Origin of the sequence: Flavobacterium potami, assembly GCF_020026915.1 — a bacterium.
GTDB lineage: Bacteria > Bacteroidota > Bacteroidia > Flavobacteriales > Flavobacteriaceae > Flavobacterium > Flavobacterium potami.
Genome location: NZ_JAINUY010000003.1, coordinates 490,460 through 505,519, shown reverse-complemented (window position 1 = coordinate 505,519; position 15,060 = coordinate 490,460). Strand labels below are relative to the sequence as shown.

Here is a 15,060-nt window from a genome sequence, read left to right as displayed (position 1 = left end):
CAATCTAAAGAAAGTAGTTGAAACCAATCTTTTAAATTATAGTTATGAAAAAAATTTATGATGCAGAGACACGTTTTGCCGATGTAGGTGATCGTAAAATTGCGTATCGTTCTTATGGGAAAGGAAAGGCAATATTTTTTGTGAATCGTTTTAGAGGAACTCTTGATACCTGGGATCCGCTATTTGTTGCCTTAATGGCTAAAAAGTTCAATGTTATCGTATTTGATTATTCAGGAATTGGTTCTTCTACAGGTAACTTAGTGCCAGATATTATAATTGTAGCCAAGGATGTCAAAGACCTTGCAGATGCTTTAAAAATAGATTCAATTGTAGTTTTAGGTTGGTCTTATGGGGGATTGGTGGCACAGGCAGCCACTTTGTTGTATCCTAATCTAGTAACACACGCTATTTTGGTCGGAACAAATCCTCCGGGAAAAAATGAGATTCCGATCGAGCAGGCTTTTTATGATGCCGCTTTGAAACCGGTAAATGATTTTGAAGATGAAATCGTTCTTTTTTTCGAACCTAAATCGGAGTCTAGTAAAATTGCCGCAAAAGCTTCTCATGAGAGAATTCATAAAAAAATAGATGTGAAAAAGATTCCTTCAACGATGGATGTTTTTCAATTGTATTTTGGAGGAGGCGACGGTTTTAGAGAAGATATTTTAAATTTTAGAGAACAGATTAAAAAAACTAAAACACCTATTCTGATTATTTCAGGAGATCACGATATTAGTTTTGCTGTCGAAAATTGGTACTCTTTTTTCAATCAGATGACCAATGCGCAAATGGTCGTTTATTCTGGAACTGGGCATGCACCGCAACATCAATATCCTGAACTTACTTCAAGACATATTATCAATTTTGTAAAATACACATACTAGAATTTAGAATTTTAATCACGCATAGTAATTTTCTAAAAAGATATTATGTGTTAAAAGGAATAGTGTCAGCAGCTATTCCTTTTTTTATGAAAAAAAAATTAGCGATTGGTGTTTTTAATTTTGGGCATAATGATATTTCGCTAAAAGATTTTTTTTAGCGAAATACAACGATAAAAAGGCTCAAAATTATAAGTCGATTGTCGTATTTATTTTGGGCAGATAAAGCTCAAGATTTGCATTTTTGAAGGTATCAAAAGCTTTTTGATGATCCATAACAATGAATCCGAAAGTATCATAATGAACACCCAATATTTTGTTTACACCAACGAGTTTAGAAGCTTCCACAGCCTCTTCAATTCCCATCGTAAGTCCGTCACCAATTGGGAAAACTGCAAAATCAAGTTTGGTAAATTTTAGAATAATCTGCATGTCTAAAGTAAGAGCCGTATCTCCGCTGTAATAAAAATTTCCTTCAGGAGTTGTAAGCACAAAACCGCAGGCAATTCCGCCGTAGGATCCATCCATAAAACTGCTTGGGTGCTGCGCTATAACGCATTTGACAGTTCCAAAATCAAAATCAAATTTTCCTCCTGGATTTATCGGATGCGCATTTTCAATTCCTTGTTTTAATAACCAGTTGTAGATTTCAAAATTCCCAAGCACTTTAGCTCCGGTGTTTTTTGCAATTCTTTCTACATCCAGAATATGATCGTAATGGGCATGAGAAATAAAAATATAATCTGCTTTTATTGCATCAACATCGACTTCTTTTGCCAATTCGTTTGGAGTGATAAAAGGATCGAAAAGAAGATGTTTTCCATTTGTAAAAACAGAAAAACAAGAATGTCCGTAATAAGTAACTTTCATGATTTATAAGTTTTAATTAGTTAATATTTAGTATTATTTTTCAAGAAATATGCCACTCGATTTTTATTCTTAAAAGTGATAAGAATAGAAAATTATTTTATTTTTTTCTCTTCAGACAACGTCCTCTAGGTTCATTTCCTTCATAAAGTACGATTTCAGAGTGAAGAAACTCCGCCGCATCTGCTGAATCTTTTACTTTCACGGCACTACGTTTGAGCATTTCGGCTTCAAATTCTGTGAGAACGCTTTCTCTTATCCCAACTTTTTTCCAATGCGTTACGGACTTGCAACCTTTAAAAATTTTTCGTGCCAGAGAAAGGGCGTCTAGTAAAGCCTGATTAGCACCTTGTCCTTTAAACGGACTCATAGGGTGTGCGGCATCTCCAATTAAAGTAATTTGTTTTCCTTTCGAAAGCAATTCCGAACTCAATAATTCTCGATCATAAACAGGATAACCAGAGATTTTATTTTCTTCGGTTGCCATCAAAATCTGAGGAATCGGATCGTGCCATTTTGTTCTGCGGACAGCTTCTTCTTTTAATGCTTTAGAGCCTTTAGAACTCAATAGTTTTGCTTCATCTTCTAACATTGGAAAACTAAGCTGCCACATGACAGAATCTGCGTCATAAGGCATAATGTATATTCGCTCGTGTCCGTTTGCTGTCTGAAAAACAGTTGCAGAATCGAGTAGGGGATTATCCAGATTCGTTAAAGCACTTAGTGGACAAATTCCTAGTATAACAATACAGTCCAAATAGCGTAAAGGAGTATTGTCATCGCCAATTAATAATCTTCGAACGGAACTTCGAATACCATCTGCACCAACAACAAGATCCGCTTTTGTGGTTTTAATTTCTCCATTTACATGGAAAGTTAAATCGACACCTTCGTTTTCAGATTCCTTAAAATCTATTAATTGATGTCTCCACTGAATTTTTTCTTGTCCTAATTGTTGCAGTAATGCCAATCGTAATGCCTGACGGGCAATATGAATGTTGGTGCGTTTTACGGCTTTGCTTTCTTCCGATTCGAGCCATTTTCTAATTCCCCATTCCCCAATTACTTTTCCTTCAACGGTATGAACCAAATGTCTGGTTGAAACTACGCCATCTAAAGAAAAAATCCCAAGACCTTCTATTGCTTTGCTAGCTTGTTGCAACGTAAGTCCGTAACCTTGAGAACGCGATTCAAAATTGTCATCACGTTCATAAATTGTAAAAGGAATTCCACGATGTAGGCAAGCCACTGCTAAAGCAACTCCACCAATACCAGCGCCAACGATGGCAACATGAGGATAAGTTTCAGTATTGGGAACTGGTAGGATATCAGATTGAACCAAACCAGATCCAGAACAAGTTAGGCAGTTTTTTTTATGTGCTTTCGGGCGAATTGGAGGTGTGCCTTCGCTATTGTTTTTTTCAAATTGCTCTAATGCCATTTGGTATTGAAGCCTCACTTTTTTTGTAAGTCTCTGGCTTTTCTTACCCTGTCCTTGACATTCCTGGCAAATAGTCCACATATTGTATTGGTATAATTTTTTACTGATACAAAATTAGAACTATTTTTAAGAAGAAGTCAAACATTTATGTAGAGTGATATTTTATAATTTTAAAAAAGGATTGTATAAGTATGAAGAGGCGTATTTGAAGTAATTTTAAAAAACATTTTAAAACTTAAAGTTATGAAGACGAATAATCAAACTCCGGCTAACAATAATAAAAGTGATTCTAATAATCGAAGTGATACAAGAAAACATCAATACAAAGATCATGAAGAAGTTTTGACAAATGATGAAAACTACGATGTAGACAGCAAAAAGTTTAAAGGCGAAGAACCAGATTTCGACGATAAGCTGAATAACGAAGAAAAAAAATAAAATCATAAAACGTCTCGATCCAATTTGAGGCGTTTTTCTTTTTGAACTATGTTAAAATTTGTTTTTTTTGATAAAAATCAAAAAGTCAAAAAAAATATAAACTTGATTTTTATAGATTTGTAGAATCTCCCAAAGCTAAACTGGGAAACAATTATAAATTTTTACTACAATGAAATCTGTTGCCTCTCTCTTTCTACTTTTTGTCTTTATTTCAACAAATGTATATTCTCAATTGAGTTCAGATAAAATATTTGAAAGTTTTAAACAGGGTGAGCGAACAAATTGTTCTTCGATTGCTTTTATTAAAGCTTCTTTAAACGTTTATGGATTGGATAATCTTTTTGAAAGCGAAAAATTAAATGACAACTCCTACAAGATTACATTAAAAAACAATGCATCATTCAGTCTGAATAATGATGAATTGAATAAAGCCAAAATATCTGCCGATTTTGTTTTTATAAAAGACAATGAACTAAGCGAAAAGATTGTTGATTATGCAGTTTTGACTTATGCTGTAATGGCAAAATACAAACAAATTATTGATAAAGAATCTACTTTTGACAGCGCATTAGAAGATTTGGAAGATGGTTCTGTTTACACACCGACAATCTATAAATACTTAGGATTCAAGATAGGCAAGCAGGTTGAAAAACTAAAAAGAGAATCAGGAAGTGAATTCTGCGGAGTTGTAGCCTGGTCAACAGCACATGCCGTTTTTGTTTGCGAAGATTTTATGGATTATTACGGAAACAGAAAAAGTATTTATATCAAATATCCAGGGCGTTTTAGAATAATAAAATAAAAGTAAGTTCACAAAAATTGCAATTAAAAAAGTTTGCAAAAAATCGTACTTATTTTTTTGTATTTTGTTATAGAACTAGTTACAATGAACTTTAAACTAGAAAAATCAAATAATAACTTGTATTTTCAGTTAAATTATATATTTTTGCCCTGATTCAATAACCAAATCTACTAGAAAATGAAGAGTAAAATTATTTTACTAAGTTTCCTTTGCTTTTTAACGACTGTGGCTGTTTCAGCACAAGCAAAGAATGCTCCGAGAAGTATTATCAGTACAACAGCCATAATCCGTAAATACCACGATCAAAAAGAATTAGCTGGTATGCAAAAAGGAGAACTTTTAGAATTATACATCGAGCGTATTAAAGTTTTAGTAAAAACTCTTCCTTATATCGCTTTGGTTACTAAACCAGGTGTTACAATGGCAGATCTAGGTATTCCAGACGATAATGAGCACAAAAAAGTTTTAGATGGTCAGGCAGTTGGTACAACATCTTTCTTAGAAACTACTGTAGAGTTCCAAAGAAAAATGATGCCTTATTCTGATAAAGGAAATTTAATTGCTGCAATTTTATTCTACGAAAGCACATTAAAATCTTTACATGAGTTTAATGAATTAAACGAAATGTAATTTTCTATATAAAAATAGTAAAACCTCCAAAGTCATTTGATTTTGGAGGTTTTTTTATGAAGATTTTTTTAGGAATTAAATCTTTAAAACAACGAATTTCAATCATTTTGCAATCTTCTCAAATGATTGTTGTTTTGTTTTTTAAACGTTTTCCTTTTCTGTATTGCTTTGAAGATAGGTAATGAACGTTAGTGGAGAAACACCTGTTTTTTTTTTAAACGTAATAGTAAATCTGCTATGAGAGGCAAAACCTGCCTGATCGGCAAGATAACTGATTTTATATTTTAAGTAAGAATCATCATTTTTTAATCGATCAATAATATAATTTACTCTTAACTCATTGATATAGCTCGCAAAATCTTTTGATTTATGTTTATTGATAACGTAAGATAAATAACGATGATTTACATTTAATTCTGCAGCCACAGAATTTAATGACAATGTTTTATTGAGAAAAGAAAGTGATTTCTCGAATTCTTTTATACTTTGCAAAATGCTGTTTTCAGTAGCTTCAGACATATATTCTTTGGCGATTTCCTTTTTTTGCTCGGTATCGTTCTCCGTATTTTCTACAGGTTTAGTATTGTGAATAAAGTCCCTGATTTTTTTATAGTCCTGTTTTCTCTTAAAAATATAAATGGCTATAGTGCAAAAAATCGCAAAAAGACAAATGGCTATAATTACAAGTTTGTTTTTTTCATATTGGTTCTGGCTATCTAAATGTTTCTTTTGAAGCGTTTTGATTAAATCGTCTGCAATAACTTTTTTATTGTCATTTTCGGCTTTGCTTAATTGTAGGTTCTTTTCATTGTAAATAATATATTTTTTAGTGTCGGTACCTTTGTAAAACTCCATTAGAGAATTGTAAACTTCTTGTTTTAATGCAGCGTAATCTGATTTGTCTGCAATTTCTTCTGCTTTTTTGAAATTGAGTCTAGCTTTTTTATGATCTTTTAATGACACGTAAACATTTGCAATACCAGTATATATAAATCCTCTTAGCGGACTATCATAAGACAGCGATGTCTGAAGTTCTTTCTCTGCTTTGACATAATGAAACAAAGCAGAATCGGCTTTTTTCAATTCCAGATAATTTCGGGCAATAAGTTCATCATTGATTGCAATTTGATAATTTTTATCACTGGTACTTTCTGCTTTTTCAAACAATTGAATCCCTTTTTTAAGATGTTTGATTGCTTTTGTATAATTAGAATCGAGCAATTCGTAACAAGCCAGTTCCTGAGATAAATTTCCCTGAAATCGGTACATTTCGCTTTTATCTTTTATTTTTTTACTAATCAAAACAGCTTTGTTGAGATATGTTTTGCCGACATGAAATATTTCGCTTTCGCGATAAAGTGAAGCTAGAAAACCATAAATCTTAGATTGTACAGCATAATCCTTGTCTATTAAAGCAAATTTTTCTGCTTCTTTTAAAGCTGTTATAGCTTCGTTGTTAAGACCATATTGATACAAAATATGAGCTTTTAGCATACGGGTTTTTATCTTGTCTGAATTGATTTTTGCAATTCCGAACAAATAATCTGTGTTACTGAGCGCTTTTTTAGGATTTGAACTTAGTAAAACCTGATACGTTTCAGTATAAATCTGATCAAATGTTTTTTGTGAATAACATAAATAATTAGATAAAAAAAAGAGAATAAAGGTAAGAGTAGTTTTTAAGTGCATGTAATATTGGTTATAATTGAATCGATTTTAAATCAAAATTAAAGACTCAATTGTGGTGGGATACAATTTGTTTTGAAAGGGGTAATGTAACTAATATTTTTCAAAATGAAGCTAACTCATATTTTTCTTAACAACATTAAATTTTAATGTTTAATATAAATTTTCTTCTTTTTTTTAGACAACTGTAGTCTATTGGTTTTTTATTGCGTTTAAATCAGTTCAAACTTCCTACATATGTGTCATAAGTTGCAATTCTAGTTTTTTTAGATTTTATTCTTTGAATTCTTATGTGTTTGTAAAATAGTGACTTATGTTTTTTATTTGGTTAAATTTTTTATCTATTACGTAATTGATAAAGAAACGTACCATTTTTACCTCCTTCTGATTAGTAGTTTCGCAATCAAATTTTTTATTGAAGTAAAAGATTATTTTTTTGTTTAGTACTAGTTTTTGTTGAACTGCTGGTTTCGTAAAAAGATACAAAGTTTACTCTAAACAGTTTACCTCTTTCTGCCAATCTGCAGTTGCAGGCTTTAGAGGGGTCCGGAGTTATTTGGTTTGAGGTATGCGATAGATTGGATTAAATGATGTACCTGAAACCGGCAGTTTTCAATAAATATATTGAAGATGAAAAGAAAATACACCAAGTCAGCATTATTATTAATCGATATACAAAACGATTATTTCTATAAAGGAAAAATGGAATTAAGCGAAAGTTATGAAATAGCTTCAATCGCTAAAAAGATGCTGCACGATTTTAGAAAAAAAAGAAAAACTGTAATCCATATACAACATATTGCATTGCATAAAGGTGCTTCATTTTTTGTTTCAGGAACTCATGGCGCTCAAATTTATGAAGAAGTTGCTCCTTTGGAGGGAGAAACAATCATTATAAAAAATACCACTAATAGTTTTTCAGGAACAGATTTATTCGATTATTTAAATACGAAAAAAATTGAGCATCTAACAATCGTCGGAATGATGAATAATATGCTTAATGATTCAACGGTGCGAACTGCTAAAGATTTAGGTTTTAAAGTAGAAGTAGTTTGTAATGAATATGCCTCTAATAATCAGTTTGTTTTTTAAAAAGTAACTTTCTTAAATAAGTTTTCAAGAAGGCCAAATCACTGTCATAGTTGCTATGATAATGATTTGGTCTTTTTCGTTTTCACTATTTTAAAACCTCTTTTGAGAAGTTTTATCCTATTCTTTTTAGTAAAATACTTACTTAGTGAAGTTTTGGTTTAAGTGCTCAAGTATCTCGTTTTTAATAATTTAAATTTATTTTTAAAATTCATTAACATTTTTTTTGCAAAAATATTGCAGAAAATTTTCATGTTCAAATTTTTAATTTACCTTTGTTCTATCAAATTAGTAGAATTTAAAAAATAATGAACACTTTAAGATTACAGCACATCGACTATACTTCCCGAATGACAACTTTTGGCACTTCTTGCCTTATGTGTTGGTGTCATTAAAATTCTTCCGCTAAATAAAATCACAAAAATTTTCTAGCAAGAGGAAACCTTCTAAAAGGTGGAATCATTTATAAATGCCAACTCAACTAATACTAATCCAAAAAGAAAAAAAAAATGAAAAAACGAATGTGTAGATAAAAGAAAAACCATTCCTGCTGGAACAGAAATGGTGAAGCTTAAAAGAAATTGTACATCTCTGAAAGGAAGCAAAAGTGGAGTAATCCGTTTTCTGCTCACTTCATTTATTAAACTAAAACAAAGTAATGAAAAAAAAATTAGAAAGATATACATGGTTATGTATTTTGTTGATTTCCATAGGAGTTAACGCGCAGCAAACTACACCGTTAATCCAATCAAAACTTGAAGGGACAGTTGTAGATGCTGTTACAAAAGAGCCCGTAATTGGTGCTTCGGTTATTATAAAAGGAACTACACACGGGGTTCAAACAGATTTTGACGGAAAGTTTTATTTCCAAACAGGACAAAAGTTTCCGTACACCTTAGTAGTAAGTTATCTTGGATATAAAAGGGCAGAAGTGATAGTTGATAAAAATGCCGTAGTGATTGATCTTACTGAGGAACAAAATCAATTATCAGAAGTTGTAGTTACGGCTTTGGGTATTTCAAAAGAAAAAAAATCTTTAGGATATACTACGCAAGCACTTAAAAACAAAGATATTGCAGACACAAAAGAAACCAACTTTTTAAACAGTCTTAGCGGAAAATTAGCGGGTGTTCGTATTACAAATTCTCAGGGAGATATGGGATCTTCTCGTATTATCATTCGTGGAGAAACTTCTATTGCAGGAAACAATCAGCCTTTATTTGTAGTAGATGGTGTTCCGGTAGATAACTCTCAATTAGGAAGTGTTGGAGGAGCAACTCGTGATTTTAAGAATGCAATTGCCGATTTGAATCCACAGGATATTGAAACTTTGACGGTATTAAAAGGACCAAACGCGGCAGCACTTTACGGATCTCGTGCGGCTCACGGTGTTGTTTTGATTACAACAAAATCGGGTAAAAGTCAGAAAGGATTAGGAATTTCTGTAAATTCTGGAATAACAATCTCCCAAGTAGCAACATTGCCAAGTTTTCAAAATACATTCGGACAAGGTTCAAACGGAAGATTCAGCTTTGTAGATGGTAAAGGAGGCGGAATTAATGATGGGGTTGATGAAAGCTGGGGACCAAAAATGGATGGACGTCTGATTCCTCAATTTTTCTCAAACGGAGAAGCAGTACCTTTTGTAGCGCATCCTAATAATGTGAAGGATTTCTTTAATACAGGAGTAACTTATGATAACAGTGTTTCTATCGCAAGATCTGACGATAAATCGGATTTCCGTTTAGGGGTAAACAACCAAAAACAATTGGGAACAGTTCCTAACAGTGAGGTAAACAAAACAAACTTTACTATTAATACCAATTACAAGATTTCAGAAAATATAAAAGTAGGAGTAACGGCAAATTATATTACAACCAATGCTCCAACTTTACCAGGTGGTCCGTCAGGTAATCGTGCTGCTGGTGTAATGCTTCAGTTTCTTTGGTTTGGACGCCAAGTTGATATCAACGAGCTTCAAAACAATAGAGATGTGAACTGGAACAACAGCTACTATAGCAATCCTTATTGGAATGCTTATTACAATACGACAAGTCAACAGAGAAATCGTATAATTGGTGACGTGCATTTGGATGCAAAATTGGCTGAGGGACTTAATTTTAAATTCCGTACAGGAGTTGATTATTATAATGACAGAAGAAAATATACCATTAAATATGGTACAAACGGAACTCCATTCGGATCTTATGCTGAGGATGCTTACACAGTAAACGAACAAAATACGGAAGGTATTTTTACATACACTAAAAAATTAAGCGATGATTTTAGTTTAGACGCTCTTGCCGGATTTAATATTCGTAATCATAGCGATGCAAACAATTATCAAAAAGCACCACGTTTGGCAGTACCTGATTTGTATACTTTGACGAATTCTAGAGATCCGTTGACATCATCGAATACTTTGTCAAGATTGAGAGTATATAGTGCTTATGCTTCAGCACAATTTGGATATAAAAACTATGCTTATCTAAACCTTACAGCACGTAACGACTGGTCATCGACACTGCCAAGCAGTAATCGTTCTTATTTTTATCCGTCTATTAACGGAAGTTTAATCTTGTCTGAAGCCTTAAAATTGAAAAGCAATACTTTAGATTTCTTAAAATTACGTGGAGGTTGGTCTGAAGTTGGTAATGATGCAGATCCTTATCAGTTGTCAACGATTTATAATTTCCAAACGGCATTTGATGGAAATCCAATTCAGACTTCTTCTCAAAAGAAATTAAATGAGAATTTGAAACCAGAAACCACGCGCTCAACCGAAGTTGGTTTAGAAGCCTCTTTCTGGAAAAATAGACTTCATTTTGATGTTGCTTATTATAACACGAATAGTTTTGATCAGATTCTGGAGATTAAAACAACAGCGTCAAGCGGTTATAATTCACAGTTGATCAATGCTGGAAAAATAAACAACAGAGGTTTGGAACTTCAATTGGACGGAAGCCCAATTCAAACAGAAAACTTCAGATGGAATATTGGAGCCAATTACTCTAGAAATAGAAGTAAAGTTGAAATTTTGGATTATGATAAACAGATTCAAAACTATACAATTGGTTCTTCAGGAGGTGTTGACGTTTTGGCGTCTGTAGGACAAGCTTACGGAGCACTTTATGGAACTGCTTATTTGCGTGATGCCAGCGGAAACATCGTAGTTGGTGCGAATGGTTTACCAAAAGCAGATCCTCAAAAGAAAGTTTTAGGACATTATACTCCTGATTATTTAGCAGGTGTAACGAATACATTAACGTATAAAAACATTGAATTATCATTTCTTGTAGATGCTAGTGTGGGAGGAGAAATTTTCTCGGGAACAAACAGAACAGGTACTTATACAGGAGTTTTGGCTCAAACACTTCCAGGACGTGATGCTGAAAATGGAGGTTTAAATTACTATATAAATGGTAGTACAAAAACGTTAGTAAACGGAACGGCGCCAGCAGGAACAACAGTTTATGATGATGGTATGATTTTTAACGGAGTATACGAAAATGGAGCTCCAAATACTCAGGTTATCAGTGCGCAGGAGTATTACAAAGCTTCTTACAATATCAGCGAAGCGTATATCTATAGCTCTACTTTTGTAAAAATGAGAGAAATAAAACTGGCTTACAATTTCAATAAATCATTTGTAAAGAAATTAGGTTTAGAAGGAGCAAGTATTACTGCTGTTGGACGTAACCTGTTTTTTATCTACAAAGATGCGCCAAATATTGATCCTGAAACGGCTTTCAATACAGGAAATGCACAAGGTTTGGAGAGTTTATCTTTACCAACAACCAGAAATTTCAGTCTTAATGTTAATCTTAAATTCTAAAAACACGAAATCATGCTAAAAAAGCTATCATATATAATCTTATTCGGATTGACACTGACCTCATGCAGTGATGTTTTGGATGACATTAATAAAAATCCAAATGCAACAGAAACTCCATTAGCGCCTTACTTATTAACAGGAACTTTGAAACAAGGCGCCGATTTATATTGGGGAGATGCAAACAACTTTAATTCATCTTTACTTTTTGTACAACATTGGGCTAAAATTCAGTACACTGAGCCAGATAGATACGACGTTTCTAATACTTCGTTCACTTCTTTGTGGAATACAGGTTACGCAACATTGATTACAGACCTGAATACTATTATCAATTTTCCGGATGTACAGGCAAATTCAAATTATAAAGGAATTGCCTTAAGCTTACGTTCATGGACATTTTTGCTCTTGACAGATGCTTATGGAAGTATTCCGTATAAAGAAGCAGGACAAAAAGTAACTCCAGCGTACAATACTCAAAAAGAAGTGTACACAGGCTTATTGGAAGACCTAAAACAAGCGCAATCTTTGTTAAGTACTACAAATGGTACGGTGACGGGAGATTTGGTCTATAAAGGAGATATTTTGAAATGGAAAAGATTTGTAAACTCACTTCGTTTGAGAATTGCGTTACGAATTTCAGACAAAGAACCAGCTTTAGCCAAACAGGCAGCAATCGATGCTACTAGTGATGCTGCAGGAGTGATTAGCAGTGAAAGTGAAACGTTTAAATTTACTTATATTAGTTCGCCTCAACAAAATCCAGCTTCGGCTTGGTTTGAAACACGTGACGATTTCCGTATTTCTAAAACAATGGTCGATAAATTAAATGAGTTTTCAGATCCGCGTTTGCCAGTATTTGCTCAATTGCCATCTGATGCAACGGTTGGTAAATATGTTGGAGGCGCTAACGGACTATCAAACAGTGACGCTAATAGCCAAGGTTTTGCCAAGACCTCAAAACCAGGAACATATTTCCTGACTTCTTCGTCGCCAGCCGTTATAGCTTCTTATTCAGAAACGTTGTTTAACCTTGCTGAAGCTGCCGCACGTGGTTTTATTGCAGGAGATGCAGAACAGTATTATAAAAACGCTATTACGGCATCATTTAATCAGTTCGGAATTACCAATGCAACAACTATTTCGACTTATCTAAATCAAGCTGCTGTAAAATACGATGCAGCAAATTATGCAAAATCAATTGGTACGCAAAAGTGGATTGCCTTTTTTGGGCAAGGCTTAGATGCATTTACAGAATGGAGAAGATTAGATTATCCGGTTCTAACTGCCGGTCCAAATACTGTTTTGGATGGAAAAATACCTTCTCGTTTCTTTTATCCAGGTACGGAGCAGTCTTTAAATGGTGTTAGTTATCAAGCTGCTATAGCTGTACAAGGAAAAGATTTGTTGACTACAAAATTATGGTTTGATGCCAAATAAAATGAATTTTTAAACCTTTATTAAGCTTAAAATAACCTTGAAAGCCCCGGTTCAAATTTGAATGCAGGGCTTTTTTATTACGATTTCATTTCTTGTTAAAAAAGAAAATTACCTTTGTTTGAGAAAACTTTAACAGTTAAGTGTCATATTTTCAGATATTTATTATATCTTTAACATTGGAATGTGGGAATTGTATAAACTTTCTATATAATTTTGCAACTTCAAAATATGATTTGTCGCCCCAATCATTTACTAACTTAAACTTATTGCCTTCATATGAGAGTATTTTTTATGGCACTTCTTTTTTCTTTGACTTCCTTTACAACCTACAATGTGACGGATAAGAAAGAAATATTAAATGAACTTGAATTTGCAAGACTTAACGAGCACGTAAATCAAATTAAAGAATTTACAGCAACCAATCGCAATTACAATCGTAAAATTGCTTTTTTTGTAGACATGAAAATCAAATCTGGAAGAAATCGCTTTTTTGTGTATGACCTTGAAAAGAACGAAATTATCGATCAAGGATTAGTTGCACACGGATCAGGTTCTGAGACAGGAATTAAAGGAGATATTTTGCAATTCAGTAATACTCCTAATTCTAATTGCACTTCTTTAGGAAGATATTCTGTTGAGAAATCTTATAACGGTGTATTCGGAAAAGCTTTCAGACTTGCAGGAATGGATGAAACGAATAGCAATGCTATGAAAAGAGCTATTGTATTGCATAAATACAGGGAGGTTCCTACAGATGAGCAAGGATATTACATCATCAATAGCCATGGTTGTCCAATGGTTAGTGAATTGTTTTTCAAAAGATTAGAAAAAATAATCGATAGCTCAAATTCAAAAATTATGCTTTCTGTTTATTACTAACATTTCGAAAAAAATATAAAAAAAAGAGCTTTACGGCTCTTTTTTGTTTTTATATAAGTTTTGATTCTTAAAGTCGGTTAGAAAATCAAACGGGCTGTTTTAATGTCTTTTTTGAAGTTTTAGTTGATAACCAACATAAAATAGATCCAGCGCAAACCATTGATGATCCCTGCCAGAAAGAAAAACCTAAAGCGGTTGCCAAAAGAGCAGAAGAAAGGGCAGAGGAAAAAATCGGAATTAAATAGGATGCTCCGGTAAGAATAGTGACATTTCCTTTGATTATGCCAATATTCCACGCTGCATACCCAAATCCCATCGCTGCGGCTACTAAGATGAGATATAAAACAGAGGATACGCTTACAAGAGGAATAGTATTTTCACCGGTCAAGAGATATTTTATCCATAATATAACAGCTGTAAGCATAAAGAAAAAGGTAATACCGTTTGTTCCTTTAGAAATTTTAATAGTTGCCACACAATAGGCAGACCATAAACAAGCACCTAAAAATGCAAGTCCGTAGCTTAGTGGATTGATGCTGATATTATGAAGCATTTGAGCTGGATTGAATCCTGCATCGCCTCCTAAGACCCAAACGATTCCCAACATAGATAATGCTATTCCGGGAAAAATTAACCAGCTGGATTTCCTATCAGTAAAAAGTATCGTTGAAACTAAGGTAAAAGAAGGCCAAAGATAATTTACCATTCCAATTTCGATTGCTTGTTTGCTATTTTGTGAATAAGCTATAGAAAGACTCAAACACAATTCATACGAAACCATCAACAAACCTCCCCAAATTAAATATTTACGGGGGAATTTTCTCAGCGGTACCCAGCCAATTGTAGATAAAAGAAAGAGAAAAGCAATAGAATACATTAAAGCAGAGCCAAAAAGAGGACCAAAAGAATGAGTTACTTCTTTGATAAGTCCGACAATTGAACTCCATAAAATTACCGCGCCGAACCCAATCAAAGTTGCTTTTGATGATGTAGTCATGAAAACATTGATTTAAAAATGAAGAATTTTATCAAATAAATTATGACTTCTGTTGGCAAAAAGCGCTTTGATACTCAT

General features: G+C 33.3%; 12 protein-coding genes. 8 read left to right on the top strand and 4 right to left on the bottom strand.

Annotated features, from left to right (window positions below):
- Window positions 1–44 precede the first annotated feature (44 nt).
- Entirely contained in the window at window positions 45–884 is an 840-nt protein-coding gene (locus K6T82_RS11760; RefSeq protein WP_223706064.1) for an alpha/beta fold hydrolase, read from the top strand.
- A gap of 186 nt (window positions 885–1,070) precedes the next feature.
- Here the strand turns inward: K6T82_RS11760 and K6T82_RS11755 are convergent, their stop codons facing one another.
- Window positions 1,071–1,751: a metal-dependent hydrolase gene (locus tag K6T82_RS11755; RefSeq protein WP_223706063.1), complete on the bottom strand. Its 681-nt coding sequence runs from the start codon at window positions 1,749–1,751 to the stop codon at window positions 1,071–1,073.
- Window positions 1,752–1,848: 97 nt separating this feature from the next.
- Window positions 1,849–3,270 (bottom strand): FAD-dependent oxidoreductase, encoded by a 1,422-nt coding sequence (locus K6T82_RS11750; protein WP_223706062.1) that lies wholly within the window; start codon window positions 3,268–3,270, stop codon window positions 1,849–1,851.
- A gap of 162 nt (window positions 3,271–3,432) precedes the next feature.
- Here K6T82_RS11750 and K6T82_RS11745 point away from each other — a divergent pair, with 162 nt between their 5' ends.
- The 3 genes from K6T82_RS11745 (at window position 3,433) to K6T82_RS11735 (ending at window position 5,059) form a co-directional block, all read left to right on the top strand.
- A complete protein-coding gene (locus tag K6T82_RS11745; RefSeq protein ID WP_223706061.1) occupies window positions 3,433–3,627 on the top strand; it encodes a hypothetical protein in 195 nt (64 codons plus the stop codon).
- 169 nt (window positions 3,628–3,796) lie between these two features.
- Window positions 3,797–4,429 carry a hypothetical protein gene (locus K6T82_RS11740; protein ID WP_223706060.1) on the top strand — a complete coding sequence of 211 codons (633 nt, stop codon included), beginning with the start codon at window positions 3,797–3,799 and terminating at the stop codon, window positions 4,427–4,429.
- Window positions 4,430–4,606: 177 nt separating this feature from the next.
- The gene (locus K6T82_RS11735) at window positions 4,607–5,059 is read left to right on the top strand and encodes a hypothetical protein (protein ID WP_223706059.1); all 453 of its coding nucleotides are present in this window, start codon (window positions 4,607–4,609) and stop codon (window positions 5,057–5,059) included.
- Between the two features lie 141 nt (window positions 5,060–5,200).
- On the opposite strand, the gene K6T82_RS11730 is transcribed toward K6T82_RS11735, so the two are convergent.
- On the bottom strand, window positions 5,201–6,748 hold the full coding sequence (locus tag K6T82_RS11730; RefSeq protein ID WP_223706058.1) for an AraC family transcriptional regulator: 1,548 nt from the start codon (window positions 6,746–6,748) through the stop codon (window positions 5,201–5,203).
- A 627-nt stretch (window positions 6,749–7,375) separates the two neighbouring features.
- Here K6T82_RS11730 and K6T82_RS11725 point away from each other — a divergent pair.
- From K6T82_RS11725 to K6T82_RS11710, 4 genes are all read left to right on the top strand, one after another.
- Window positions 7,376–7,837 (top strand): isochorismatase family protein, encoded by a 462-nt coding sequence (locus K6T82_RS11725; protein WP_223706057.1) that lies wholly within the window; start codon window positions 7,376–7,378, stop codon window positions 7,835–7,837.
- 655 nt (window positions 7,838–8,492) lie between these two features.
- The gene (locus K6T82_RS11720) at window positions 8,493–11,669 is read left to right on the top strand and encodes a SusC/RagA family TonB-linked outer membrane protein (RefSeq protein WP_223706056.1); all 3,177 of its coding nucleotides are present in this window, start codon (window positions 8,493–8,495) and stop codon (window positions 11,667–11,669) included.
- Window positions 11,670–11,681: 12 nt separating this feature from the next.
- Window positions 11,682–13,106 (top strand): SusD/RagB family nutrient-binding outer membrane lipoprotein, encoded by a 1,425-nt coding sequence (locus K6T82_RS11715; RefSeq protein WP_223706055.1) that lies wholly within the window; start codon window positions 11,682–11,684, stop codon window positions 13,104–13,106.
- 276 nt (window positions 13,107–13,382) lie between these two features.
- Window positions 13,383–13,985 (top strand): murein L,D-transpeptidase catalytic domain-containing protein, encoded by a 603-nt coding sequence (locus K6T82_RS11710; protein WP_223706054.1) that lies wholly within the window; start codon window positions 13,383–13,385, stop codon window positions 13,983–13,985.
- A gap of 85 nt (window positions 13,986–14,070) precedes the next feature.
- Here K6T82_RS11710 and yddG read toward each other — a convergent pair whose 3' ends face one another.
- Window positions 14,071–14,982 carry an aromatic amino acid DMT transporter YddG gene (gene yddG, locus K6T82_RS11705; protein ID WP_223706053.1) on the bottom strand — a complete coding sequence of 304 codons (912 nt, stop codon included), beginning with the start codon at window positions 14,980–14,982 and terminating at the stop codon, window positions 14,071–14,073.
- Window positions 14,983–15,060: the final 78 nt, after the last annotated feature.